The sequence below is a fragment of the Nocardioides sp. R-C-SC26 genome (assembly GCF_021246465.1).
GTDB lineage: Bacteria > Actinomycetota > Actinomycetes > Propionibacteriales > Nocardioidaceae > Nocardioides.
In genome coordinates, this window is record NZ_JAHRHK010000003.1 from 127,419 (window position 1) to 151,907 (window position 24,489).

Sequence of the window (24,489 nt, forward strand, 5' to 3'; positions counted from 1 at the left end):
ACGCTCAGACCTTCACGCCGCGCACGTGCGAGTCGGTGAGGCGGACCTCTTCGGCGGCGTTCGCCTCGAGCTCCTCACGCCGAGCGAGCTCGGCGGCGGCGTCGTACTCACCGGGCGCCGATACCAGGTCGGTCGCGCCGCGGTCGAGCATCGCGAGCGCCGTGCGCGCGAAGATCTGCTGCTCGGTCGCCGTCCGCTCGGAGCGACCTCGTCCCAGGAACGAGACGAACCAGTGGCCCAGCGCCGAGACGCGGTTCTTGAAGCCGGTGATGTACACGAGGTGGACGGCGAGCCACATCAGCCAGGCAACGAACCCGGTCAGGCGCACCTTGCCGATCACCGCGACCGCCTTGAACCGGCTGATCGTGGCCATCGAGCCCTTGTCGAAGTACTTGAACGGCTTCTGGGCGGGCTTGCCGTGCAGCCGACCCTGGATCTCCTTGGCGGCGTACTTCGCGCCCTGGATGGCGACCTGCGCGACGCCGGGCAGGTTGTCGAGGGAGATCATGTCGCCGACGACGAACACCTCGGGGTGTCCGGGGAGCGTGAGGTCGGGATTCACGCCGATCCGCCCCGAGCGGTCGAGCGGCGCACCGGTCTGCTCGGCGAGCGTCCGCGCCAACGGGCTGGCCTGCACACCCGCCGCCCACACCTTGGTGACGGCGTCGACGCGCTCGACGCGGTCGTCCTTGAACTTGACCGTCAGGCCGCGCTCGTCGACGTCGGTCACCATCGCGCCGAGCATCACCTCGACACCGAGGCGCTCCAGGCCGCGCTTGGTCCAGTCGCCCAGGCGTGCACCGAACGGCGGCAGCACCTGCGGGGCGGCGTCCACGAGGACGACACGCGCCGTGCGGGTGTTGATCGCGCGGAAGTCGCGCTTGAGGGTGCGGTGCGCGAGCTCGGCGATCTGACCGGCCATCTCGACACCGGTCGGGCCGGCACCCACGACGACGAACGTCAACAGGTGGTCGACGTTCTCTCCCCGGCTGGCCCCGAGCTCGGCGAGCTCGAAGGCGCCGAAGATGCGGCCGCGTAGCTCCAGCGCGTCGTCGATGCTCTTCATCCCGGGGGCGTAGACCGCGAAGTGGTCGTTGCCGAAGTAGGACTGGCCGGCGCCGGCGGCGACGATCAGCGAGTCGTAGGAGTGCACCGTCTCGCGGCCCAGCACGTGCGAGGTCACGGTCTGCGCCTCGAGGTCGATGCCGGTGACCTCGCCGAGCAGCACCTGCGCGTTCTTCTGCCGCGCGAGGATCTCGCGAGTCGGCGGCGCGATCTCGCCTTCGGAGAGGATGCCGGTCGCCACCTGGTAGAGCAACGGCTGGAAGAGATGGTGGGTGGTCTTGGCGATCATGGTGACGTCGACATCGGCGCGCTTGAGCGCGGACGTGCCGAAGAGGCCACCGAATCCAGAGCCGATCACGACCACGTGGTGCCGATCGCTGCGGCGCTCGGCCACACGGTCCTCGGGCTGATGTGAGCTCATGCCATTCCTTACCTGGATCTTCGGCGTCACCGTCCGGCGTCACCGTGGGGGCCGCTGCCCGGCCTCAGGCCGGGGCCCTTCATCTGCGCCTATTCTTCCGTCGCAGCACCTCTCGGCGCACACCCTCGACGGCGTCTGGTGCGTCACAATCGGCCGCCACGCGGCCTCGGGGCGGGCCGCCTACCGGCGCGGACCACGACGAGGTGGGAGAATTTTCAAGCGCCTGCGTTTGCCCGGCACTCGGGGATGGGTACACGCCGGGGGATTCGGCTCCGCCGACTCACCCGCCCAGCGGTCGGCTCGCCGACCAGAGACCGCCGACCAGCTCGACTCCCGGAGATCCCCGTGCCGCTCAACAGGCTCGCCCTGTCGCTGGGCGCTGGGCCGCGCAGTGTGCAGGAGGCACGGCGTTGGGTGGTCGAGACCTTCACCGAGATCGGCCGTGAGGATCTCCTCGAGTGCGCCGAGCTGGGGGTCTCCGAACTGGTCACCAATGCGCTCCTCCACGCCGTGCCGCCCATCCGAGTCCAGGTGCGCGGCACGCACGAGCACCCCCGCATCGAGGTCCGCGACGGCTCGATCGATCCGCCGGTGATGACGATCGCGGAGGCCTCGGACGAGATCGACGACCTGCTCCTCACGTTCGGCCGGGGCCTGAGCATCGTGGCGCGTGCCTCCGACGCGTGGGGAACCATGCTGGAGGACGACGGCAAGACGGTGTGGTTCGCACCCGCTCGCGGGTTCTCCGATGACGACGGGCCCGCCGGCACCCTCTCGGGCGCAGCCGACGGAGACTCCACACCCCCTGACGCCGAGGCCGAGGTGCACCTGCTCGGCGTGCCGGTCGCGGACTATCTGGCTTTCCACCGGCACTTCCGCGAGCTGCGCCGCGAGGTCGGGCTCCTCACCCTGGCGCACGCCGGCGACTACCCGCTCGCGCGTGATCTCTCGGCCCACTTCGACACCCTGGGCCGTGAGCTCTCCCTCAGCGTCGGGCATCCCGACATCACGGCGGCGATCGATGCCGGGCGCGAGGTGACCGACGTCCACCTGCGGGTGCCCGACGACGTCGCCGGCGCGGTGGCTCGGTTCGGCGAGCTGCTCGACCTCACCGACGAGTTCTGCCGCCAGGAACGGATGCTCTCGCTGGCGCGTACCCCGCACGAACGTGACTTCCAGACCTGGTTCCTGGGCGAGGTCGTGCGCCAGCTGCGCGGAGAGCGACCGCGGGCGTGGTCGACGGCGTCGGGGCGTGAGTGCGCCTCGGCCCACTGAGCGGTTCTGCCGCGAGAGAGCCCTCGCAGCGCCGGTCCTCGGTCTGATTCACTCACCGTCGTGAGGTCATCGTGAGCGCCGTGGAACGGAGGGATGCACCGACGCGGCCCACCGCGGCGCTCAGCATCGCGGTCGCGGCCGGCGGGGCCATCGGTGCGCTGGCCCGCTGGGGCGTCGACGTCGCTGCCGGCGGCGGCGACGCACTGGTGTGGGCGACCGTCGCGATCAACGTGGGCGGCTCCGCGCTGCTGGCCGCGCTGCCGGCGCTCGCGCTGGTGCGCCGTTCGGCGTGGTGGGCGACGGCGCTCGGACCGGGCGTGCTGGGCGGCTTCACCACGATGTCGGCGTGCGCCGAGCAGGCCCGGGCCCTGATCGCCGAGGATCGTCTGGCGGTCGCGGGCGGCTACCTCGGCGCGACGGTGCTCGGGGGCGCCCTCGCCGTCGCGATCGTGCACGCGATGGTTCGCCGTCGGCCGACCGAGCCTGGGGGCCTTCGCGAGGTGCGGCCGTGACGCCACTGCTCGTAGTGCTCGGCGCGGTGCTCGGCGGCCCGGCTCGGCTGTGGACGACCGCACTCCTCGACCGACCGCCGACCCGCGGGTGGCCGCGCGGCACGCTCGCCGTCAACGTCGCCGGATCGGGGCTCCTCGGTCTCTTCTCGGCGCTGGCGCTCGCCGACGCCGCCGCGGCTCTCCTCGGTGTCGGCTTCTGCGGCACCTTCACCACCTACTCCGCCTTCGCGGTGCAGACCCACCGGCTCGGACGGCGCGGGGTGGCGTACGCCGTCACGACGCTGACCACCTGCATCGTCGCCGCGACGATCGGAGCGGTCGCCGGTGGGGCGTTGACCTGAGCTGGCGGGTGCTGGTCGCCAGGCCCGGGGGGTCGCGCTCGATCAGCCGTAGCCCAGGGCGTGCAGGCGATCGTCGTCGATACCGAAGTGGTGGGCCACCTCGTGCACGACGGTGATCCGCACCTCGTCGCGCAACTCGTCCTCGCTCCGGCAGAAGTCGAGCAGGGGGTTGCGGAAGATGAAGATCCGGTCGGGCAGATGACCGCCGTACATGTCGTTGCGCTCGGTCAGGGAGATGCCGTCGTAGAGCCCGAGGGTGTCGGCGGGCTGGGTCTCGGGCGGTTCGTCCTCCACCAGCACCACGACGTTGTGCACCAAGGCGGCGAGCTCGTCGGGGATCTGGTCGAGCGCCTCGTCGACCAGGGCGTCGAAGCGCTCGGCGGACATCTCGATCGGCACGTGGCCATCGTGCCAGCACGCGCCAGCGGCACATCGGAACGCAAATGGCACTGAGCCGGCTCCGAAGAACCGGCTCAGCACTGTGCGACCCCGACGGGACTCGAACCCGCGGCCTCCGCCGTGACAGGGCGGCGCGCTAACCAACTGCGCTACGGGGCCAGGTTTCCCCTGCTGAAGCAGGAGCGAGGGAACTCTAACGCACCATCAGCCGGAGCGCCCAATCGCACCCCAGCCCCGACGACGAACGGCCCGCACCGGGCGTTGCGCCTGGGAGCGGACCGTTCGATGCTGGCACCCCCAACGGGATTCGAACGAGATTCCTGCCCGCCTGGGTGCCTCCCAGAGCGTCCATTCACGCTCAACTCGCTACCTGGCGCTACCTGGGGAATCGGGCCATGTGTTGACTGGTCAACACGGCGATCTGTCGGCGGCCCCGGTTACCGTCGCCCGCATGCCAGAGCAGGACCCCTCCCCCACCCTGACCGAGGTCGAGCGAGATGTCCTCGACTTCGAGCGCCAGTGGTGGAAGTACGCCGGCGCCAAGGAAGCCGCGATCCACGATCGCTTCGGCTGGTCGCCCACCCGTCACTCCCAGGTGGTCAACGCGCTGATCGACCGCCCCGAGGCCCTGGCGCACGCCCCGCTGATCGTGCGCCGCCTCCAGCGCCTGCGCGACGAGAGGCGCAACGCGCGCACCAACCGCTCGGCGTAGCATCGCCACCTCAGCACCAGGGTCGGGTCAGGAGCAGCACTGTCGTGGCCGACGACCCCAGCGCACCTCTCACGAAGATGGCGGGCGGTCTGCCGTCATCGCGTGCCTCGTTCCCGTGTCACGTGTGGGTGAATCAGACGGCGAGCCCTGACGGTCTGCGGGCGGGCGTCTTCCTCGAGTGGCGTCGAGGTGATCGTGGCCGCTGGGAGGGGCTGGTGGTGATGGCTGCTGGTGGCGCTCACGGGTGGCGCGCTGAGATCGCATGGGTGGATCAGGCACACATCCGGCCGGCGGTTAGCCACTAAACGCGAGAGCGCCCCACCTCCGTCCTGAGAGCGGAGGTGGGGCGCTGGTCGTCGGCCGGCATCCGGTTGTCTCTCCGGGGGCCCGACGGTCCCTCGGGAAAGGGAGCCTCGACGGTAACGCGGGTTCTAGGTGAGGCGAAACCCCTACGATCGCGAGGTGAACTCGTGGAGGATCTCCAATCCGGCTGAAGATTCAAAGCCGCAGAAGCTTCCGAAGCATCTTGCACGCCAACTAGACGCCATCGGGGCGACGGTAGCTTTCTTCGGTAACCGCTTCGGGCCCTTCCACACCGAAGACGTCGAGTTCACATGGTCGCTCTGCTTTGGATGCGGGCAGCCCTTCCAATATTGGGGCACGGTGATGCTTGGCGGTTCGTCCGAGGTGACACAGGCCGAGATGCCGGTATTTGCACTAGGCCCGTGTCCGCGTTGCGGAGGCATGGGCAAGCCGCTATCCGTCCACCGGCAGGTTCACGAGGGGAAGCTCCTGATCCTGAGCAACGCGAATCCCGCGATCCTGGAAGAAGACGCACTGGCATTCATCTTCTCGGCGCTCCTAACCGGCGGGAAGGCGAACCAGGACGCCGCGATTGAAGAATTGCTGGAGATCAGTGCTCTCAAGCGGCTTGGGCAGTGGCTCAATGACAATCAGGGCATCGTCGGAGCCGCCGGGGTCGCTGCGTCCGTCGCCAGCATCGTCATGATGTTGGGCTCGCCTGAGCCCGACGTCGTCAAGTTCGATCCCGAGCAGTTGGAGTTCATAATTGATGAAGTAACGTCTCACTTCGACACCCACGGGGGCTCCGAGGTTCGCCCCTCGGGTCGCGGGCCGCGCGGCGGGAAGAGCGGAAATCCGAGCCGGCGCTGAGGCGGCTAAGCGTCGACCATCTGCGACGTTCCAGCGTTCACATTCGATCCGGCCAGCAGGTTGAGCTGTGTCTGGAGGAACCCGACGATCGCGGCGCCGACGATGAGCCACATCGGCATCGTGACGTCGGGCGAGGCGGTCGCGATCGCCGCCCACACCAGCGCCGTGCCTTGGGAGAGCAGGCCGAGGACGTAGCCGGACCAGTAGAGCGCGATCCGCACGGAGGTGGGGATGGTGGTCAGGGGATTCATGCTGCGGTCCTCTCGGGGACGAGGCGCCGGAGGTGGCGCGCGGTGAGGTTGACGACGTCGGGGATGACGTCGACGGCGGGCGGGTCGGGGTGGTCGGTGACGGTGCCAGAGAACCCGGTCAGCACGCGGGCGTTGGTGGCGGTGACACCGATCCCGTAGATCCGGTCGATGCCGTGCGCGGCGAGCAGGACCCAGCCGTGCCGGGTGAAGGTCCGGTTCGCGTCGGGCGCGTTGTTGGTGTCCAGTGCCGCGACCACGGGCAGCCGCTGCTGGGCGTGCACGCGGGCACCGGCCGCGGCGATCGCCTCCAGTGCAACCAGGTTGGCTGCCGGGTCGGGGCGCTTCCGGTCGGCGTGCCCGGCTATGAACACGATCCGCTCGCGCGTGGTGAGGATCTCCATCAGGTCGACCGGGACCCGCAGACGGCCACGGACGCCCGGGCGGGCGACGCGCAGCACCCTCCGGTGGCGACGCCGCACCACCCGCCGGTCGCTGATGACGCCGTTCCCGACGCGCCAGGAGCCGCGGACCGTGTTGGCCGGCGCGAGCGAGAGCGCCAGGTGCGCGCCGCGGCCGAGCCGACGCCACGCCCGCAGGTAGCGGGGCCCGGTCTCCTGCACCGCCATCAGCGCCACGCCGTACAGCGCGAGCAGCCGGTACAACTCCCGGCCGCGCGCCGGCCAGCCGAGCAGCCCGACCTTGGTGCCGTGGACCGACTGCGGCGTGTTGAGCGTGCTCATGCACACCGAGCCTCGGACCGGGCCGCTCACGCTGGCTCCCAGCGTCCGGCCGTGACGAAGCCGTGCGTTCCGCAGTCGTCGCACATCACCGACGCGCGCACTGTGGGCCGGCCAACCTCGTCACGGGTGAGCGTGTGACCGGCTCCGATCTGGAGCTGCGGGGCGCACACGATCACGCCTCGTTCTCCCCGGTCGCAGACGTGCTCGAACGCCACGCGCCCGTCGGCGTAGACGAGCAGTCGCCTCCCATCGCCGAGGTCCTCGGAGGTGCGCCACGTGTCGTCCACGGCCCGAGGAGTCGACGGGGTCGTTGCGCCGCTCACGGCCGCATCCCGTGCTCGTCGCCGACGATCAGCACCGCGCGCTCGAGGTCGTTCGGATCCTCACCGTTGGAGAGCCAGCGCGCCAGCGCGATACAGCCCAACCCGATCACACCGAGCACCAGCTCCGGGACCGCGGCGAGCTGGTCGAGCCGACGCGGACGGCGGGCCACTAGTCGGCCTCGACAGCGGCGAGGATCCGGTCGATCTTCGGCGCCTCGACCCCCTCGGCCTTGAGCACCTTCCGGATCTTGTCGCCCTGGTTCTTCTGGGCGTTGCGGATTTCGCGGAGCAGCTTGCCGTGCTCGCTCAGCAGCACGTTCTGCGCGTCGACGCGCGCCTCCAGCGCCTGGATCGCAGCCTTAGTCTCCATGTCGTTCTCCTCTTCGGGTAGGCCGTGCTTGACGTAGTCGTTCTTGAGTTGCTCGATCTCGCGCAGGCGCGCGACAGCGCGATCGCCCGGGCACGCCTTGGCGGCGAACTTGCGGTGCGGGTAGATCGGAGCGCCGCGGCGCACCCAGCCGGCGAGCTCACGGGCCGCGAAGACCATCGCCACGACCTGGACCTGGATGTCGGTCACCTCGTCGTCGACGTTCTGCATCAGCGCGCAGGCGTAGCCGAGGAGGTTGAGGTCGTTGGGGAACCCGGGCACGCGCTTGTCGTTGACGGTGTGGGTGCCCTTGGTGCCGTAGTCCTGACCCTGGAAGTACCGGCCCTCGTTGGTCACCAGGTCCTGGTAGGACACCATCGGCGGGCTGGAGTAGCCGTAGGTCTCGATCTGCCGGGCACCGGCCGCGCCCTCTGCGACGGTGTCGGAGTCGCGGGTGACGGTGATGTGGAGGAAGTGGAAGTCGGCCGGGCCGGTGGGCATCGGGTGCGTGCTCGCCCGCGTCGCGTAGGCGCCCGCCTTCTGCTGGGGGCTGCCCCACTCGGCTCGGGTGAAGCACTCCACGCCGGCGGCGCGGAGCTGGTCGATCACGGCAGAGCGGTCAGGCATCACGGCCTCCTGGCGGCGTGGCTGGGAGCCCGTCGACCAGGTGGTCGCGGGCTGGCGCTGGGGTGGGTCAGTCGAGGTCGGGCTGCTCGTCGCCCTCGAGCGGAGGGTGGGCCTGCAGCGCGCGGTCGACGGTGGCCAGGTGCTGCACGGACTCCATGCGGGTCACGGTCCGCTCGATCGAGGCGGACTCGAGCGCGCGGACCCGACGGTCGATGTCGTCGATTCGCCCGTGCTGGTCGGCGAGGGTCTTGACCGCTTCCTCGACGGTCGCCATCCGCTGCCCGATCCCGGGCAGCGCCGGGGCGAGCTCATGGCCGGTGATCTCGTCGACGATCGGGTCGCGGCCCACGATCGAGTCCAGCGCCACGGTCGTGCGAGAGACCAGTCGGCGCCACCTCGGCTTGACCCATCGGTACCAGGTGACGATGACGCCCAGGATCGCAAGCACGCCGATCACCAGACCTATCGCACGTTCGGCATCGGCTGCGGACACTGGGCCTCCAGAGGCTCGGAAGCGGGTCGTGATCCCCCGCGTGCGGTCGACGTCGTCGGGCGACGCGTCGGGAGTTGCCTTGTACGCCCGGCAGAGGTTCAGGCGCTGGTGACGTGTGCGATGAGGGGGCCGTATGAAGACGCCCCGGCGCCGCCCCATCGGACGGTGCTGGTGCCGGTCGAACTGATGAGATGCGGCGCCCAGGTGTCGCTGCCGGGAGTCAGACCTGTGATGCGGTGGCGGACCGAGACGCGGCCTATGTAGGGGCCGGTCACGACGCGGCAGTAGTTCCCAAGCTCGTCGCCGTTGGAGTACTTCTTGATCACGAGCGAGAGGTAGGTGCCTGAGGGGACCTCGACCCACATGTCGAAGGCGACGACGACGATGCCGTTGGCGGGCACCACCACGCTGAGCGCGCTCGGGTTGGTCCACCACGAGAGGCCGGTACCGATCGAGGCTGAGCCGGCTGTGCCCGGGTTGATCTCGAACGAGGCGATCGAGGCGACGCCGGCAGTGGGGTTGCCCCACTCGACGGCGTAGTCGGTGCCCGAGACCTTGCGCAGCACCTGGCCGGTCGAGCCGCCGGTGGGCATGCCGCGGTCGCCTCGCGCGACGGTGGTGGTGGTCGCGCCGACCGGGATCCGGGCGATGTCGAGGGTTCCGCTGTCGATCGCGGAGGCCGCGTGCGTGTGCCCGGTGTTGGACTTGCCGTTCAGCGCGGTCTGGGTGGCGGTGCTGATCGGCTTGGACAGGTCCGCCGTGTTGTCGACGAGGGACAACCCGACGTGGCTCTTGGTGAGCGAGACGACACCGGTCTCGCCATTGACCGACTGCACCTGGCCGGCGGCGAGGATCTGCTTCCAGTCCGCCAGCGTTCCCGGGCTGTCGGTGGACAGGACGTAGCTGCGGCCGTTGTCCTCGCGGATGGCCATGTCGCCGCGCTGCGCGGTGAGCGCGAGCATCGCGGCCTGGTTGGCGACGGTGAAGGTCTCGTTGATCGCCAGCGCGGGCAGAACCGAGGTCGGCAGTGTGCCGGTCAGCAGTGCCGCGTTGAGCGCCGACGACGCGGTGAGCTTCTCTGCGAGCAGCGTGGCGAGGTTGGTGACCTTCGCGACCGGCAGGGAGCCGTCGGCGATGCGAGCGGCGGCGAGGTTGCCGCTGGTGATGTCGTCGGCGGAGTGCTGGTGAGCGGAGGGTGCGAAGGTGGACGGCTTGCCGCTGACCTCGCTCCACGACGGCGTCCAGGTGTCTGCCCGGGCGCCGACGTTGGCCGCGGTCAGTACGACGTCGGGGCCGGGGACGCCGTTGACGGTGTTGACGTTGCCCGATCCGGGCAACCCTTGGGGCAGGGCCAGGTTGAGCAGCTTCGCGCCGGCCGGGCCGACGATCTCCGCGGTCGCGGACCCGCCGGGCGCCAGCGTCGTTACGGTGCCGATGTCGAAACCGGTGATCCAACCCTCCGCGGCATCGCGAGCAGCCTCGGCGTCCAGTAGCGCTTGCGCGGCGGCCGTGGCGGAGCCGGCGGCGTTGGTCGCGCTGGTGCTCGCATCCGTCGCGAAGCCACCCGCCGCGGTCGCAGCCGATCCGGCCGAGACCGCACCCGCGACAGCAGTGTCGGCCGCGCCAGCGGCAGTCACGGCCGAGCCGGATGCCGCCGATGCCGAGGAGCTCGCGGCCGTCGCTGCTCCCTGCGCGGCCGTGACCGAGTCCGCAGCTGCACCCTGCGACGTCGCGGCAGCAGTCGCCGACCCGGCGGCCGCGATCGCCGAGTTGCCAGCCGCAGTCGCGTGGCCGGCCGCGGTGCCCGCCGACCCGGCAGCGGCAGTCGCAGACCCCGCGGACGACGTCGCAGCAGATCCCGCCGCGGCGGCGTCAGCCTCGGTCTGGGTGCGGATCGCCTGGGCCGCGGCGACCTGGTCCTCGAGCTGCTCTGTGACCTGCGAGGCGGCCTGTTCAGCAGCCGCTTCGGCAGCGGACTCGATCAGCGCGACCAGCTCGTCGACCGAACTCGCAGCCTGTCCCGCCGAGACGCCGGCGGCACTCGCGGCAGCCTGGGCCTCAGCGACGGCCAGCCCGACCGCGGCGAGCTCACCGGTCAGCGACAGACCACGCACGATCACACGACGGCTCATCCCAACGTCCCCTCGGCTCGAATCGTGGCCCACACCAGCGCCGCCTTGCGCCGGTCTTCCGGCGTGGAGGTGTGCCACACCTCGAGGTCACCCACGAGCGTGCGGTTGATGTAGCCCTGGCTGTCCACGGTCGCGGCCAGAGTCAGCGTGTCGGCTGTCGACAGCGACCACACCCAGTGGCCGTACTCCAAACCTTGGAGCTCGCCGAGCGCGCCCTCCGTGCCCGGGGCGGCGAACGTCACCACGAGGTCACCATCGAGCGCGGTGTCTCGCAGCTCGCACCGCCCGCGCCATCCTGCTGCGTGGGTCAGAGGAACGCCGGCCTCGTCGAACAGGTCGACCGGTGCGTCCTCGAAGGACCCACCGCGGTAGATGTCGAGCCATACCTCAGGCAGTTGGGACGGCGGGGCAGGCATCAGACCTCCTGGGGCTCCGGGGTGGGTGTGGCGGGCGCCGGGGCAGCCTGGGCTGCCAGCGCGGTGGCCACCGCCTGATCGACCACGCTGCGCGCGGCGTCGGCAGCGACTCCGCGGAGCTCGGTCGTCAACGCGTCGCGGCGCATTGCGTCCGCTGCGGCGAGTTCGGCCAGAGCCTGGTTCAGTGCCCGAGACGCGGCCTGCTCGACGGCGGTCGCCAGAGCTTGGGCCTGCTGCTCCTGCGCGCCGGCGGCCTCCTGCGCGAGAGCCGCGGTCAGGTCGGTCACGGCGTCGGCGATCTGCTCGTCGGTGATGACCCTCGCGTCAGAGCCCGGGTCCGCGATGTCGGCGGCCAGCGCCGATTCGTAGGCCTGCGCCCATCCGGCAGTGCCTGCCAGGCGCCACCGGTTGGCCGTCGCCCATTGCATCGGGTCGCCGGCACCGCCGGCAATCGCCCGGACCGCGGCGATTCGCAGAAGCAGCGCCTTATCGGCCGCGATCGCGACGACGCCGCCGGCACTCACGGCTGCTCGATTTCCGGCGCCTGCTCCGGCTGGTCAACGACCTCGTGCGTGACCGTCGGTTCGGGCTCGGCCAGGGCGTCCTGCACCTCGGGCGCCTCGAACTCAGCGACCCGCGCGGCGAGCCGGTCCCGCTCGGCTTGCAGGCCCTCGATCTGGCGGCGAAGTACAAGGATCTGCTCGGCGCGGATCTTGTTCTCCATCGACAGCATCACGGTGCGGTCGTGGCGCGCGTTGAGCGCATGCGTCGTCTCCTCGCTCGAGGACACGGCCCGCAAGCTGTTGGCGTCTATCTGAGCCAGGAGCTCCGGGTCAATCAGGGGCTTGGGTTCGGTCTCGGTGCCGAGGTTGCTCATGCTGCTGCTCCTTCGAGGTGAGATACCCGGGCGTGAAGGTCGCGCACCATGAGTTGGAGCGCGACCGACCACTCGGCGTAGTCGATGCCGGACGGCTGGTCGTCGGTGTCGTAGAGCACGAAGCGACGCAAGCCAGCCGCGTGCAGGTCGTCGGCCATGAATCCCGGGAAGATCCGATCGCCGACGTGGGTTCGATCGCGGTAGCGGAACCGGTAGGGCTGGACTTCGTACAGCGCGGCCAGGTCGACGTCGTCGAGTGGCTCGATTTCTTCCTTCGACGCCCGAGTGGACGGCGAGCGCTGGTAGAGGTTGCCGCTGCCGTCGATTCCGACGTAGCCACCGGAGTTGCCCCCGATGCCGGTCATGGTGACGCTGCCGTAGAACGTCGCGGCGCTACCCACGCCTAGCGTCTGTGCCGTCACTGGGCCGATCGAGCAGTTGATCCCGGCGCCGGATCCGACGAACTGGATCGGTCCGTTGACGATGTTGAGGCCCTGCTGGATCTGGACGACCCGGTCGATCGACAGGTTGCCGCTGGCTCCCGTCATCGTGATCGTCCCCGACGGGGTCACGAATCGCAGCGTGTTGTCGGCGAGCAGCTCGATCCGTGTGCTGCCCGCCGACGTTCGGACGGTGGAGCCCTCGATGATCGACGACAGCACCGTGCCGCGGAAGGTGGCCGTGCCGGTGTTGGCGTCGATCGTGACCGTCGGCGATCCGACCGAGTCGTAGGCCACCAGACCGGCGGTGTTGATCTTCACGCCGCGGTTCGCGAGCGCCGTCGACTGCACGAGATTGGCGGTCAGCGTCGATCCGGAGATGTCGCCGGCAGAGAAGATCCCACCGGTGGTGACCATCTGGCCCGTGGAGTTCAGGAACGACCACGCCACCCCGCCGCCTGCGTTGTAGCCCACGATCCCGGCTGTCGAGGCGACGGTGTTCGGGAACGACGCGGAGGGGTTGGTGCGCAGCCAGGCGCTGGTGGAATCGACCCAGCCGGAGCCGTTCCACACGTAGATGTGGTTGCCGTCGTCGGAGTCGAACCACACGTCGCCCTCGCGCAGATCACCTGAAGGTGCGGTCGGTTGACGGTAGGAGGCGTTGAGCTCGTCGATCGTGTCGATCGCCGCGGCGGTCTCGTTCAGCAAGTCCTGCAGCGCCGAGGACAACTTCTCCTCACCAATCGAGCCGTCCTCGATCTCCAACTCCGGCGACTCCGTCGTGCCCGGCGACGTCGTCGACGGCGGCACCACGATGAGCGGCGCCGTGGGGTCGAGCTCGCCGCGCAGCAGGGCGAGCGTGCGTTCCTCGACTGTCAGGGCCGGTGAGCCGAGCGTCAGGGTCGCGGTGCCGATGTCGCCGTCGGCGTACTTCACGTGCGTGACGCGTAGGACCTCGCCGGTGGCCTGCACCATCGCCAGCACACCGGGGCGCAGCTCCCAGGGTTCGACGTCGAGCCCGCTGACCTGGTCGAGGATCCGGCGGCCGACGACTGCGGTCATCGCACGGGCCGCGAGACGCCCCCGGTTCAGCGAGTCGACCGCCGCGGTCTCGGCCTCCATCGCCGTGGCCTCACCGAGGTTGACCGGGTCCGCGTCGATGATCCGGTCGCCGGGTTCCGTGGGCCACGATGCGATCGCGCGACGTTGCTCCTTCGTTCCAGGCGGGGTGTAGTAGACCGTCGCGCGGGTGGGGCGGACTGCGTTGTCGGCGCCACGGCTGAGCGCAACGTCATCGCCGAGCACGTACCGCGCGCCACGTGCGCTCACCGCGGCGTCCTCCGCAGCCCACTTGACCCACTCGAACCCGAACCCGTTCGCTGTGCCGGGCGTGTAGTGCCACGTCATCTCGTCGTCGGCGGCGCGTAGAGCCTCAAGCACCTGGGTCCCGCGGATGCCTTCGGGCCATGCGAGGTCGTCGTGGGTGACGGCCGAGGACTCGATCCACACAGCGGCGGGGTCGATCGGCCCGAGCATGCCCCTGCCGATCAGGTCAGCCACGACCGCGGCTGAGGTGACCGACCCGGCCGCGGCGCTCGGCGCGCCTGAGGTGTCGAAGCGACGACCCGCGACCCGTAGTCCGGTGAGGGTGACGACCGAGAACGGCGTGGGATTGTTCGTCGGCGCACCCGTGTGCACGAACGTGATCCGAACAAGGTTGACGCCCACAGCGGGGGTGAGAGTCACGTTCGTGCTCGCGCTGGTGAACGGATACGTCGCGGTCGAGACGAGCGCGCCGTCGTCGTAGCACTCCACGCGGGTCACGAAGTCGGTGTCGGTGGCCGCTCCCGTGAGCGTGACCTCGACCAGCCCGATCCCGCTGTCGGATGCGGCGAGGCGGCGATACTCGATGCCCGTGGTTGCACCCGGTCCGATCGCGTAATCCTCGGGGAAGCCCAGACGCCAGCCGACGACGCCGTCGTCGTTGACCTGGTCGGCGCGGAGTCGGTCGTCGAGTCCCTCGATTCGTGACCATGAGCCGGTCTCGGTGTCGGCGTAGATCAGCGGCTCGATTCGGTCCCGTCCGGCTGCTGAGGCGCCGACGGCGATCAGGTCGAAGCCCTCTCGGGTGTCGTCGGACACCGCTCCGGGTGACTGGCAGAACCCTGCCCAGTGCGCGACGCCGGAGCTGTCGGTGACGATCAGCCGTGATTGCTCTCCGAGTGAGGGCAGTTCGTGCAGTGGCATGTTGAGACTGATGGACGCCGTCTCTGGCCCACCAGGTGCGGCCCAGGTCAGCTCGGGCGCACCGGTGTCCGCCAGAGCGCCCGTGACGTCGAGGTCGTTGCTGCGGTCGACCACGCGCCAGGTCAGGGCACCGATGCCTGCGAGACGATCAGCCCGCATCGCTCACACTCCCCAGAGGTAGAGGCCGCGGGTGGTCGCGGTGACGGTCGCGGTTGAGGTGATGGAGTCGGTGTAGCCGGGCGTGAGGGTCGGGTTGAGGTTCTGTAGGACCGTGAGCACGTTGTCTTCGCCGGGGTGGACCATGGGCCAGCGGCCGGAGACTCCCGGTGACCGTGCAGGCGATGTCCCGGCCGCGAGCGCTGCACGCCGGTGCCGTCCGTCGACGACGACTGCCACCGCACCGGTACCTACGGCGTCGGGAGACAGCGACAGCAGGTCTCCGTCAGTGCCAGCAGGGGCCAGTACCATCACGCCGTCGAGCCAGAGTTCGCCTCCGCTGGTCGCACGACGTACCTCCAGCGTCACCGTCGTCGCACCGGACGCGCCGAGGTCGGCGGCGTCCTCGACGTCCATGCCGGGCCGCGACACGTCGCCGAGGTGCAGCCACCGCGCCTGTGAGCGGACATGAACGACTTTCCCTTCGGTGTACCTCGCCGAGCCGGCACCAGACTGGATCCGCCACCGCGCCCAGAATGCTCCGCCGTCGGCCGAGCCAGCGATCCGGATCAGCGGAGTCCAGCGAGCCACGTCAGCCGCCAGAGAAGGGGGCGTCCACGAGGCCGCCGCCGTCCACGCAGCAAGGGCACCAGACGTCGTGCGCCGGGACCCGGCGACCATCGACGCATCCGACGTCGTGCCGCCGACCGCGCCTCCCCACGACGGTGAACCGACGACGACCGGCGCGACTCGTGAGGAGATGACGGCCGGGCCGAGCATCCCGCCAGCGCCGCTGCCACTCCCCGACTTGGCGACCTTCACCCGCACCGATGCGGGTACCTCGCCGAGCACGTTCGGCAACGTCACACGCAGCGGGTTCGCGCCGGCCGAAGGGTGGTTGGTCACCGTCCACGACCCGAGCGGCTGCTCCTCTCCGAGCGCGAACGGATCGGCCGGGCATCGCAGCGTCGTTGTCCAGATGTCGTCGTAGTCAGGGTCGCGGACGACGTGGGTCAGGTCGAGCTGCTCCGGCGCCGCGGCGTAGGTGCGGAACCAGCGAGGGCCCGTCTGCTCATCGAGCCACACCTCGAGCCAGTTCGACTCCCTCACGAGCTCCCTGGCAACGAGTCCGAGCGCGTTGATGGCGTCGGCCTTCGACCCGAGGACGCGGAGCGGCAACTCCAAGGTCCGCTCGGTCCAGTACCGCGACCGTGACCCGGCCTCCCCGGAGAGCGAGGGCATGCCGAGACGCGCGCCGCGCAGCACCTTCGTGCCACCGTTCCACGAGATCCCGGCACGGCCGAGGTTCAGCCGAGTTGCCGCACCTCGCTCCGGCGCCTCGCAAAACCGGATCTGCGGAAAGCCCGCGATGACGCCCATCAGCGGACCGCCAACTTCGCCGTGAGCAGGCGGTTTGTCTCCTTGAGCCCGTCCTTCACGCCCCGCTCGGCGCCCTCACGAGCACCAGACCGCGCACCATCACGCGAACCGCGCTCGGTGGCCCGCTGTGACCCCTCTCGGGTCTCGCGGATCCCGGCAGCGGTGCCCTCCTTCGCGCCGGACTTGGTGCCGGCGCGCGCACCGCGCATCGCGCCGGCCTCCATCCGGTCCTCGACGTTCTCCAGTGCCTTCGAGAGCCGCTCCTGGTTGGCGTTGAGCGCCTCGAGCTTCGACTCCAGCGCCGTGCGGTCCCCGCTGTAGGAGAGCTCGGAGAAGCGGTCTCCGACGTACTGCTGAGCCGAGAGCAGCCGAATGAACAGGTCCTCGTACTGCCCGACTTCCGCGGTGGTGTCCATGTCGCGCAGGGTCTGCATGTCGCCGCGCATCGCGAGGTCTCGGAACGCCTCCGAGGCGGGGTCCATGCCCAGAGAGATCAGCCGGTCCAGCAGCCCCGAGCGCTCCAGGGTGTCGTTGAGGTCCGCCTCGAGCTGCAGGGTGGCGTTCGCGAACCCGCCGCGCTCGTAGGGGTTGTTGGAGAACACGCCCGCGATCGCGCGCTTCATCTCGGCCTGGGCCGCCTCGACCTCAGCCATCTGCTGGGTGGTCTCGGCGATCTGCGCGTTGACGACCTCAAGCTTCCCGGCCAGGTCGAGTGCACGATCGCGGAGCCTGGACATGCTCTTGGGCACCTCGACGCCGGCCTCCTTCAGCACCCTGACGAAATCCGCGAACTCCTCGCGCACCTCGGCCTGCGTCATCCCCGCGTTCAGATCGAACGACTGCACGCCTCCGCGGACCGAGTCGATCCGACTCCGACGCTCGTTCATCGCCTCGCGGCGTGCTTCACGCGCCTCTTCGCGCGCAGCCTTCTCATCCATCTGCCGCGCGAGCCTCAGATCACGTGCGGCCTGCCGCAACTCCAACCGGGCTTGCTTCTCCTCCATCCCTGTCAGCGCGTCTTTACCCGTCTTCGCCAACTCGCGTCGGATGTCGCGGATCTGGATCGAGAGCCGTACCACCTCGAGTTGCTCGTCGAGCGAACGCGCGGCGGCACTGCGGCCATCGCGTCCACCGCTGCCCGCGCTGGACGACGCCGTCGCCGCCAACGTCGAGTACCCCGACACCGGGTAGGGCGAGAGCGTCGAGGACAGCGGACCGAAGCCGAGCACCGACGGCCGAGTCGAGGACAGCGGACCGTAGGTGTCGTACATGAACGGCGAGAACCCAGCCGTGCCGCCGTCGGCCAGCATTCCCTTCACCACGTGCGACGGGGCTCCGGCGTTGATCGCCTTCAGGATCGGGCGGTAGTTCGTCGCCTGGCCGAAGCGGTCCGAGACGACCTCCTCGCCAGGCGCGAGCAGGTAGGCGTATCGGTCGGCGTATGGCCCGCCGTCCTTCGGGACGGTGCTGCCGTCCGCGCTGCTCTTCTTCGGGCTCGGGTCAGTCGGGATCAGGTGCACCGGTGGAAGCCCAGGGATGCCGGCCGGGACCATCGACTGCAGGTCGCGGACGTTGCGGGTGATGTTGATCGCGACGTCCTTGTCGTGGATCTGCGACAGGAGCCGCTGGAACTCCGAGACCTTCCGCTTCGCGTCCTCGGTCTTCGCCTCGATGATCGTGCGGACCATCTTCGGCGTGAGCCCGAGGGTGTTGAGGTACTCGCGCATCTCCTTCCGCGAGACCCCGGCTGCAACGCCGGCGTCGATCAGCGCCTTGCGCTGGTCTCGGAGCATCCGCGACAGCTCTGCGCCAGTGGCCCCTGCCTCGGACTCTGCGCGTAGGAGCTGCTCCATGTCGCTGACCCGGCCCCGGATGACGGCACGGTTCTCCATCGCGGCGTCGCTGTTGCCTTCGAGCGTCCTGTTGGTGTCGTGCAGGTCCTCGGCCAACTTACGCAGCGACTTCGTCCAGTTGTCGGTCGCCGCGGAGAGGTTCATGCCGGGCGAAAGCGCCCCCTCGAGCGCGGCGGCGAACTGGTCTGCGGCCTGCGCGGTGCCGATCAGCTCACCGTCGAGGGCGTCGAGCGACTCGATGATCAGTCGCGTGCGCCCCGAGGCGTCGTCGGCCCGCGTGTTGTAGTCGGCGAGCTGTGCCACCAGGTGGTCGAACCGCAGGTCCCCGACCGACTCCTTGAGCATGTCGACGGTGATCCCCGTCGCCGCCATCGCCGGCGCGGACGCGTTCAGGATCCCCTGCAGCTCGTTGAGCGACCGCGCCGACCCGTCAACGGGTCCGATGGACTCACCCATCGCCGCGGCAAGCCCCGCGGCAGCCTGGGACAGCAGGTCGACCTCGGCGCGAGCCGCGGCGAGCTTGGCCTGCTGCTCCTCGATGTCGGAGTCTCCGAAGACACCCTCGATCGCGTTCTTCCACGAGGCCATCGAGTCGCCCGGGCTCTTGAGCTTCCAGAAGTCACCGTCGAGCGGGTTCGACGTCATCGACACCCGCGACGTGAAGTCCGCAACGTCGCGCTCGTACTGAGCGAGCTGGCTGCTGGCCTCGGCGAACTGCCCGGCGCCGATGGCAAGGTTGACGCTGTTGAACGACTCCTCGAGCCCGTTGTTCGCCGCCGCCATGTCCATCGTGAGACCGATCGCGGCACCGATCGCGGCACCCCACGGGCCCATGAAGGTCCCCATCAGGCCGAGCGAGGCGGTGTTCGCCATGCCGGTCTCTTCGGCGACGCCGGAGGTCGCGAGCGCGACCCCACCCAGGAGGCCGGTCATCTTCCCGGCCTCACTGACGGTGCGCCCGAGGACCTGACGGCGCTCGGTCTCAGCGCGGACATGACGCTCGGTCGCCATCGCGACGTCGTGGTTGGCCATCTCGACGCGGCTCAGCGAGTCAGTGAGCCGGTCAAGCGAGGTCATCGACGTCCGAAGCCCTCGGGACTGCATCTGGTTCTGCGCCTGCATCTGGCCCACGTAGGTCGCCTGGGCGGCGCGCTGCCGCTCTTGGGCCCCTGCGAGGTCCTGCTGCGCCGAGGCGACCTCGCGGTACGCCGAGGGCAGCGCGCGGAGCCCGTCGAGCTGCGACTGCACGTTGCCTGCGATCGCGCCCGACACACCACCGGCCATCCCGCCGGCGGCCGCGCGGGTCTGCAGCGCGGCGGTCACAGCGAGCACTCGGTTCAGCGCCGAGTAGGCCGCCATCGCTGCGAAGATCGGGGTGCCGAGGTCAGAGTCAGCGATCGCGGCCGTGACCTCGAACATCTTCGTGAGGGTCGTCAGCACCGGCCCACCGAGCGGGGCCGCCGCCTGGGACATCTGCGTCAGCAGATCCACCGTGGAGACGAAGAACGCCTCGACCTCCGGCCCGTTCTCGCGGACGTAGGTCAGGAATGCTTCGACGTCCTCGCGACCCTCCGGCGAGGTCGCCCACCGGTCGAACCCGTCGGCGACGTCCTCCAGCCAGTCCAGGAACGCCCGGTTTCCGGGCTGGAAGGACTCCCACATCTCCATCGCGCCGTGGGTGAGGTCGCCGAGGATCGTCGAGGTGCTCCGCAGCGTCGGCGCGGCCTCACGCTCGATGAAGGCGATGAAATCTTCCCACCGGTCCGAGGCGAGGGAGTCGGCCGAGTCGGCGATGATCCGACCGCCCTCTTCGCTGACCGAACGCATCAGCGACTCGACCCGCGGCGCCATCCGCTCGCCAGCCTCCAGCGCCTCGATCAGACCCGGGAACCAGCCAGCCGCGCCGGCGTCGCGCAGGTCCTTCAAGATCGGCGTGAAGTCGCTCCACGCGCCAACGAACTGGATCGCCTCAGGCCCCAGCTGGCTCAGGGCGTCCTTGGCCTTCGCGAGGCTCTCGACAGTGGGGTCGAGCTTGTACTCGCTGACCGCCTTGATCGCGTCGCCAACACCCTGCACGGACGCGACCAGCGTGCCGACCGCGATCGCGGCGAGGCCACCAACGGACGCGATGCCGGTGAGAGCGGGGATGCTGACCGCGCCGAGGGGCAGCAGCCCCGGCCCGATCATCGCCGCAAGGTCGAGCAGCACCCGCACACGCCCGGACAGGGAGTCGATCTCCTTGCCCGCCCGAGACGCTGTGCCCTCGAACTTCCCGAGGTCGCCGTCGGCCTGCCGCACGGATCGCGACAGGACCATCGTGTCGCCTGAGGCCATGGCCAGCTTGCGCTGGTAGTCGGCGATGTCGGCCTTCAACCTGACCTCCACAGAGCGGTCCATGGTCACACCTCCTTGGCGCGCAGCCGAGTGCTCCAGACGAGAGCGTCGGGGTGGGGGTTGGTCTCGGAGTCGATGCCCTTCTGGGCCTCACGCAGGGCGGTGAGGCGGTGACACCGCGTCGGCGGCGGGGCGTGCCAGTCGAACTCCAGATCGGGGTCCTGGCAGAGGTAGGCCGGGCCGCCGCACGCCGAGCAGAGGTTCACGCTGTCGTGGGCCAGTGCGAGGTCGCGCGTGGCGTCGTCCCACTCGGGCTCGGCCGCGCGCGTCACGTACCGCTGGACTTGCCCTTCTTGCGGGTGCCCTTCGGGGTACCGGACGACGTCGGTGACCCAGACCGGCTCCCACCCTCGGAATCGCTTCGGTGAGACTCCCCAGGACTTGGCGGTGTCGAGCTCGCTCCGGAGTCCTGGGTCCTGAGCAATGAGCGAGCCGAGGGAGGGACCTGGGAAGTGCCCTCATTCGCACGGACCGCCTTGCCGAACAGCCGGTCGATGGTTCCGCTGTTGAGCACACCCTTCTTCACCGTGCGGCCCTCGCCATCCACAGTGCCGAGGAGGTGATCCCACGTCGCCACAGGGATCTCGGTGAGCTCCGAGCCGTCGTAGCCGATGGTCTTCACGCACGACTCGCGGATCAGCGCTGAGGGCCAGGTCAAGATGTTGTAGCCGAGCACCCGGTCGAACGCTTCGCCCTCCCGCGGAAGATGCTTCGCTCGAAGGGCGAGGTACTCGGGCTGGTCGACCTTGCCGAAGCAGAACGTGACCGTCGAGACCTCCCACCGCTGCCGCACCTCGTCGGCGTGATCCACCGCGGCCGTCATCGCCGGCTCCTGATCGCCGAGCGAGGCATGCCGCGCATCGTGGTCCACGGCGGCGTTGAGTCCGGCGACCGCGGCGTCGTACTCAGCCTGCAACGCTGCGTCGAGCGCGATCTTGATCGTCTCGCACGGCGGCGTCGCCGCGTTCATGGTGTCCAGGACGCTCATCGGGTCGCGCTCCCGACTGCGGCCCGCACTGACCGCTCGATGAGCGCGGCGAGCTCGGTCGGCGTCAGCTCCGCGACCTTCGGCTCACCGGAGCGGCACAGCAGGATCCAGTCCCGGCCGCCGACGTGGTGAGCCGAAATCACAGAATCACCGGACGATGCGACCGCCTCGTGCGCCTGCTCGAGCTTGTCGGCCGTCGTCCGGTATGGGTAGTAGCGGTTCAACGTGTCCGCCTCCTTGGCGTCGGTGAGAACCCCCATCGGCGCCGTGCCGACAGGGGGTAGAGAGGGTGGTGGGCCGCCCGCAGGACGAGGGGCGAGCGACCCACCGGGCCTGACGGGAGAGGTCAGGCGACCGCGGCGTGCAGCGCGGGCTGGGAGGAGATCGGGGTGGGGATGCGGTACCGCAGGACCGTGTTCTTCTCCCCGCGGTTGAGGAAGGAGTGCGTCCCGGTCCGGACCGGGTACACCTCGAGCGGCTGGTCGGAGTCCCAGTCAGCCCCGCGCAGCAGCTCGTTTCGGATCACGACGAACCCGTCGGTGTCGCGAGCGCTGAGGAGCGCGAAGACTGCGTCGACGCCAGCCTGCTTCTTGAGCACCAGCGCCGTGTTGGAGTAGGAGTCGCGCCCGGGAAGGCTCGTGTCGAACGTCGAGCCGAAGGCGCTGTTGTCGACGCTCGAGGGGGACGCCTCGAAGCCCTCCAGCCCCGTGGGGATGAGCAGGTCGTGGATCAGCGTCCCGGCGTTGAGCTCGGCCTCGGTCGGCTCCTGGATGTTGGCGATGGTCGGCACCCACGCGACGCGTGTGCGACCGTCAACGACGATGTCGGACATGAAGGTTCTCCTCGGATCGGTGTTGTGGTCGGCTCAGATGCCGTCGGGGGCGCCGGCCGCGGAGTCGGTCGCGGTCTCGGCGAGGTGCCAGCCGCGCTCGAGCGCGGTCGGCAGGTAGGGGATCGGGCACGCCCACTCGCCGCCCGTCGCCGCGTTGCGCACCAGGACGTGCGCGCCACCCGGCTCGATCGGCTTCGCCTGGGCCGCCACCTGGGCCGCCGCCGGCTGCTGCGGTGTCGCCTCGGCCCCCTCGGCCGGGTCGGGGACGTCGGGGACGTCGGGGACCTCGGTGTGCTCGTCGCCCGCCGCGCCGCCCGTCGTGGGGTCCGTCGTGGGGTCCGGCCTCAGGTCGGGAGCGACGTCGCCCGGGGGGAGCGGCGGGATGATCTCGCTGGGTCGGTTCCGCGTCATGGTCGTATCTCCTGTCGAGAGGGTGGTCAGGTCAGGACGACGTACTCGTCGACGCCGTAGAACAGCGGCTTGCCTTGAGGCCGGGTCCACGCGTCGTCGCGGCGCACCGGGAGGTTGTTGTCGGTGCGCGTCACCAGGCGCTCGCCGGCGGGGAAGCTGAGGACCTGCTCCTTCAGCACGCCCTCAGCGATCTCGGAAGCTGCCTTGGCCTCCTCGCGGCTGCCCCCGACGAACGTGACGCGGAAGGTCAGCAGGCGAGCGCCGCTCGTTCCGGCCAGCGACTGAGCGCGGTCCGACCCCGGCGCGGAATGGAACACCAGGTAGGGCAGGGGAACGCTGATGACCTTCGCGAGACGGTCAGCGTCGCTGAGCCGGACGTCGCCGTCGTAGACCTCGAGGTTGGCGTGCGCTGACCGCAGGACGCCGAGGACGACGTCGTCGTCAGCGAGGCTCACCGGCCGCCGCCGAACACGGCGTCCTCGCCCGCGTTGCCGAGGTGATGCTCGACCTGCGGGAGCTCTCGGTACAGCGCCGCGGTGTGGTCGACCACGGGAGCGTTGTTCGACGTACCGAACGCGAGGATCGCCGCCAGACCCCACTGAGGGCCGGCGGAGTCGAGCTCACCGATGCGGTAGTCGAGCGGCGTGCCGGCTGCCTCGAACTCCAGGCTGCCAGGAGTGGCGCCGGCGTAGCGGTGTCCGGAGAAGTCGGCCTGCATGCCGCGCTTCACGCCCAGCGCGGACCGCTTCATCGTGCGACGAACCTCAGACTCGGCTCGGCGGGGCGCGCCAGCGAGATCTCGGGCGAGCGCGTCCAGCTCGCTGGTGTCGATGCTCACTGGCCAGTCACCTCCCGCACCTGCAGACGTCGAGCCGTGGAGTGGGTCTGGGAGTGGTCCGCGACCACGGTGAACTGGCGCCCTTCGAGCGAAGGATCTGCAGGTGCGGTCAGATAGGTGACGACCTGTCCCGGGCGCACGTCGACCGACGCGAGCACAGGGAGCGAGAGGACCCGGTCCTGCACCGTCCAGGCGCCCTCGCCGCCGAGATGCCGGATCTCGTCGGCCGTGGGCATCCGCGTCCTGCAGCGTCCGTCAGACCCGGCAGGGACTGACGGTCCGTACACGATCACGAGATCAGTTGGCGTCCTGGTGAGCGAAGTCCGGTCGAAAGTGCCGGCCGCGCCATCACGCGTGATGCGACACGTGTCGGCCATCAGCCTCTCGGTCATCGCGCGGCCTCTGGCCAGCACAGCGTCGGGGTCTCGGCGCATGATCGACCTGCCCCTCGCTCAGCGGCTGTACTTGACCGACCCGGCGAAGGTCTCCGGGTAGGACGGGGCGAGCCGCCGGATCTCGGCGGCGGTGAAGTAGACGTCCATCGATGCGTCGGCGCGCTTGATGGACTCCTGGTAGTCGTCGACCCCGCCGGACTCGGACTCGTAGCCTTCGGGGTTGCGGAGGACCCGCATCGTGGCGGCACACACGACGTCGACGACGTCGCCGTCGGTGAGCTCGCCGGAAGCGACCCGGGCAGGGATCGAGGGAACCTCGCGGACGAGCGCCCGCCACGCCACATCGAGCCACGTCTGCGCGACGTTGTCGTCGTCGACGGTGTAGCCGCGGTTCGTGAGGTCGGTGGGCGTGGCGGGGTTGCTCATCGCGA

29 protein-coding genes and 1 tRNA gene are annotated in these 24,489 nt (G+C 69.9%); 5 read left to right on the top strand and 25 right to left on the bottom strand.

The annotated features are described in order from the left end of the window. Positions 1-4: 4 nt before the first annotated feature. Positions 5-1,486 (bottom strand): NAD(P)/FAD-dependent oxidoreductase, encoded by a 1,482-nt coding sequence (locus KSO97_RS04015; protein WP_232676644.1) that lies wholly within the window; start codon positions 1,484-1,486, stop codon positions 5-7. 345 nt (positions 1,487-1,831) lie between these two features. Here KSO97_RS04015 and KSO97_RS04020 point away from each other — a divergent pair, with 345 nt between their 5' ends. The 3 genes from KSO97_RS04020 (at position 1,832) to KSO97_RS04030 (ending at position 3,614) form a co-directional block, all read left to right on the top strand. Then, positions 1,832-2,761 carry an ATP-binding protein gene (locus tag KSO97_RS04020; protein ID WP_232676646.1) on the top strand — a complete coding sequence of 310 codons (930 nt, stop codon included), beginning with the start codon at positions 1,832-1,834 and terminating at the stop codon, positions 2,759-2,761. A gap of 80 nt (positions 2,762-2,841) precedes the next feature. Further along, a complete protein-coding gene (locus tag KSO97_RS04025) occupies positions 2,842-3,273 on the top strand; it encodes a CrcB family protein (protein ID WP_232676648.1) in 432 nt (143 codons plus the stop codon). Next, positions 3,270-3,614 carry a CrcB family protein gene (locus KSO97_RS04030; protein ID WP_232676650.1) on the top strand — a complete coding sequence of 115 codons (345 nt, stop codon included), beginning with the start codon at positions 3,270-3,272 and terminating at the stop codon, positions 3,612-3,614. The genes KSO97_RS04025 and KSO97_RS04030 overlap by 4 nt, the downstream gene beginning before the upstream one ends. Positions 3,615-3,656: 42 nt before the next feature. On the opposite strand, the gene KSO97_RS04035 is transcribed toward KSO97_RS04030, so the two are convergent. Continuing rightward, positions 3,657-4,013 carry a metallopeptidase family protein gene (locus KSO97_RS04035; protein ID WP_232676653.1) on the bottom strand — a complete coding sequence of 119 codons (357 nt, stop codon included), beginning with the start codon at positions 4,011-4,013 and terminating at the stop codon, positions 3,657-3,659. 85 nt (positions 4,014-4,098) lie between these two features. Continuing rightward, positions 4,099-4,172: transfer RNA gene (locus tag KSO97_RS04040), tRNA-Asp, on the bottom strand. A 292-nt stretch (positions 4,173-4,464) separates the two neighbouring features. On the opposite strand from KSO97_RS04040, the gene KSO97_RS04045 reads away from it, so the two are divergent. Together KSO97_RS04045 and KSO97_RS04050 are read left to right on the top strand one after the other, a co-directional pair. After that, the gene (locus KSO97_RS04045; RefSeq protein ID WP_232676654.1) at positions 4,465-4,725 is read left to right on the top strand and encodes a DUF3263 domain-containing protein; all 261 of its coding nucleotides are present in this window, start codon (positions 4,465-4,467) and stop codon (positions 4,723-4,725) included. 462 nt (positions 4,726-5,187) lie between these two features. Beyond that, positions 5,188-5,898: a hypothetical protein gene (locus KSO97_RS04050; RefSeq protein ID WP_232676655.1), complete on the top strand. Its 711-nt coding sequence runs from the start codon at positions 5,188-5,190 to the stop codon at positions 5,896-5,898. A 5-nt stretch (positions 5,899-5,903) separates the two neighbouring features. On the opposite strand, the gene KSO97_RS04055 is transcribed toward KSO97_RS04050, so the two are convergent. The 22 genes from KSO97_RS04055 to KSO97_RS04160 all read right to left on the bottom strand — a co-directional run bounded on the left by KSO97_RS04055 (position 5,904) and on the right by KSO97_RS04160 (position 24,484). After that, on the bottom strand, positions 5,904-6,149 hold the full coding sequence (locus KSO97_RS04055; protein ID WP_232676656.1) for a hypothetical protein: 246 nt from the start codon (positions 6,147-6,149) through the stop codon (positions 5,904-5,906). Then, positions 6,146-6,889 (bottom strand): hypothetical protein, encoded by a 744-nt coding sequence (locus KSO97_RS04060; protein ID WP_232676657.1) that lies wholly within the window; start codon positions 6,887-6,889, stop codon positions 6,146-6,148. Before KSO97_RS04060 ends, KSO97_RS04055 begins: the two co-directional genes overlap by 4 nt. A gap of 26 nt (positions 6,890-6,915) precedes the next feature. After that, the gene (locus KSO97_RS04065; protein WP_232676658.1) at positions 6,916-7,212 is read right to left on the bottom strand and encodes a hypothetical protein; all 297 of its coding nucleotides are present in this window, start codon (positions 7,210-7,212) and stop codon (positions 6,916-6,918) included. Continuing rightward, the gene (locus tag KSO97_RS04070; RefSeq protein WP_232676660.1) at positions 7,209-7,382 is read right to left on the bottom strand and encodes a hypothetical protein; all 174 of its coding nucleotides are present in this window, start codon (positions 7,380-7,382) and stop codon (positions 7,209-7,211) included. Before KSO97_RS04070 ends, KSO97_RS04065 begins: the two co-directional genes overlap by 4 nt. After that, complete coding sequence (locus KSO97_RS04075) at positions 7,382-8,206, bottom strand: hypothetical protein (RefSeq protein WP_232676661.1); 825 nt, start codon at positions 8,204-8,206, stop codon at positions 7,382-7,384. Before KSO97_RS04075 ends, KSO97_RS04070 begins: the two co-directional genes overlap by 1 nt. A gap of 67 nt (positions 8,207-8,273) precedes the next feature. Beyond that, the gene (locus tag KSO97_RS04080; RefSeq protein WP_232676662.1) at positions 8,274-8,663 is read right to left on the bottom strand and encodes a hypothetical protein; all 390 of its coding nucleotides are present in this window, start codon (positions 8,661-8,663) and stop codon (positions 8,274-8,276) included. Positions 8,664-8,797: 134 nt separating this feature from the next. After that, positions 8,798-10,831, bottom strand: a complete 2,034-nt coding sequence (locus KSO97_RS04085) for a hypothetical protein (RefSeq protein WP_232676663.1) — start codon at positions 10,829-10,831, stop codon at positions 8,798-8,800. Beyond that, positions 10,828-11,247 (bottom strand): hypothetical protein, encoded by a 420-nt coding sequence (locus KSO97_RS04090; RefSeq protein ID WP_232676664.1) that lies wholly within the window; start codon positions 11,245-11,247, stop codon positions 10,828-10,830. The genes KSO97_RS04085 and KSO97_RS04090 overlap by 4 nt, the downstream gene beginning before the upstream one ends. Then, positions 11,247-11,771, bottom strand: coding sequence for a hypothetical protein (locus KSO97_RS04095; RefSeq protein ID WP_232676665.1), 525 nt, complete (start codon positions 11,769-11,771; stop codon positions 11,247-11,249). Before KSO97_RS04095 ends, KSO97_RS04090 begins: the two co-directional genes overlap by 1 nt. Then, positions 11,768-12,124: a hypothetical protein gene (locus KSO97_RS04100; RefSeq protein ID WP_232676666.1), complete on the bottom strand. Its 357-nt coding sequence runs from the start codon at positions 12,122-12,124 to the stop codon at positions 11,768-11,770. Before KSO97_RS04100 ends, KSO97_RS04095 begins: the two co-directional genes overlap by 4 nt. Continuing rightward, positions 12,121-14,970, bottom strand: coding sequence for a tail fiber domain-containing protein (locus KSO97_RS04105; RefSeq protein ID WP_232676667.1), 2,850 nt, complete (start codon positions 14,968-14,970; stop codon positions 12,121-12,123). Before KSO97_RS04105 ends, KSO97_RS04100 begins: the two co-directional genes overlap by 4 nt. 3 nt (positions 14,971-14,973) lie before the next feature. Continuing rightward, complete coding sequence (locus KSO97_RS04110) at positions 14,974-16,347, bottom strand: hypothetical protein (RefSeq protein WP_232676669.1); 1,374 nt, start codon at positions 16,345-16,347, stop codon at positions 14,974-14,976. Then, on the bottom strand, positions 16,347-20,597 hold the full coding sequence (locus tag KSO97_RS04115) for a hypothetical protein (protein ID WP_232676670.1): 4,251 nt from the start codon (positions 20,595-20,597) through the stop codon (positions 16,347-16,349). The genes KSO97_RS04110 and KSO97_RS04115 overlap by 1 nt, the downstream gene beginning before the upstream one ends. A 2-nt stretch (positions 20,598-20,599) precedes the next feature. Next, positions 20,600-20,866: a hypothetical protein gene (locus tag KSO97_RS04120; protein ID WP_232676671.1), complete on the bottom strand. Its 267-nt coding sequence runs from the start codon at positions 20,864-20,866 to the stop codon at positions 20,600-20,602. Then, the gene (locus KSO97_RS04125; protein ID WP_232676672.1) at positions 20,863-21,582 is read right to left on the bottom strand and encodes a hypothetical protein; all 720 of its coding nucleotides are present in this window, start codon (positions 21,580-21,582) and stop codon (positions 20,863-20,865) included. The genes KSO97_RS04120 and KSO97_RS04125 overlap by 4 nt, the downstream gene beginning before the upstream one ends. Next, the gene (locus KSO97_RS04130) at positions 21,579-21,842 is read right to left on the bottom strand and encodes a hypothetical protein (RefSeq protein ID WP_232676673.1); all 264 of its coding nucleotides are present in this window, start codon (positions 21,840-21,842) and stop codon (positions 21,579-21,581) included. The genes KSO97_RS04125 and KSO97_RS04130 overlap by 4 nt, the downstream gene beginning before the upstream one ends. 86 nt (positions 21,843-21,928) lie before the next feature. Next, entirely contained in the window at positions 21,929-22,414 is a 486-nt protein-coding gene (locus tag KSO97_RS04135; protein ID WP_232676674.1) for a hypothetical protein, read from the bottom strand. A gap of 33 nt (positions 22,415-22,447) precedes the next feature. Further along, on the bottom strand, positions 22,448-22,825 hold the full coding sequence (locus KSO97_RS04140; protein WP_232676675.1) for a hypothetical protein: 378 nt from the start codon (positions 22,823-22,825) through the stop codon (positions 22,448-22,450). Positions 22,826-22,851: 26 nt separating this feature from the next. Beyond that, positions 22,852-23,280, bottom strand: a complete 429-nt coding sequence (locus KSO97_RS04145) for a hypothetical protein (protein WP_232676676.1) — start codon at positions 23,278-23,280, stop codon at positions 22,852-22,854. Further along, entirely contained in the window at positions 23,277-23,576 is a 300-nt protein-coding gene (locus KSO97_RS04150) for a hypothetical protein (RefSeq protein ID WP_232676678.1), read from the bottom strand. Before KSO97_RS04150 ends, KSO97_RS04145 begins: the two co-directional genes overlap by 4 nt. 83 nt (positions 23,577-23,659) lie before the next feature. Continuing rightward, the gene (locus tag KSO97_RS04155; RefSeq protein WP_232676680.1) at positions 23,660-24,055 is read right to left on the bottom strand and encodes a DUF6093 family protein; all 396 of its coding nucleotides are present in this window, start codon (positions 24,053-24,055) and stop codon (positions 23,660-23,662) included. A gap of 60 nt (positions 24,056-24,115) precedes the next feature. Beyond that, positions 24,116-24,484, bottom strand: coding sequence for a hypothetical protein (locus KSO97_RS04160; protein ID WP_232676682.1), 369 nt, complete (start codon positions 24,482-24,484; stop codon positions 24,116-24,118). Positions 24,485-24,489: the final 5 nt, after the last annotated feature.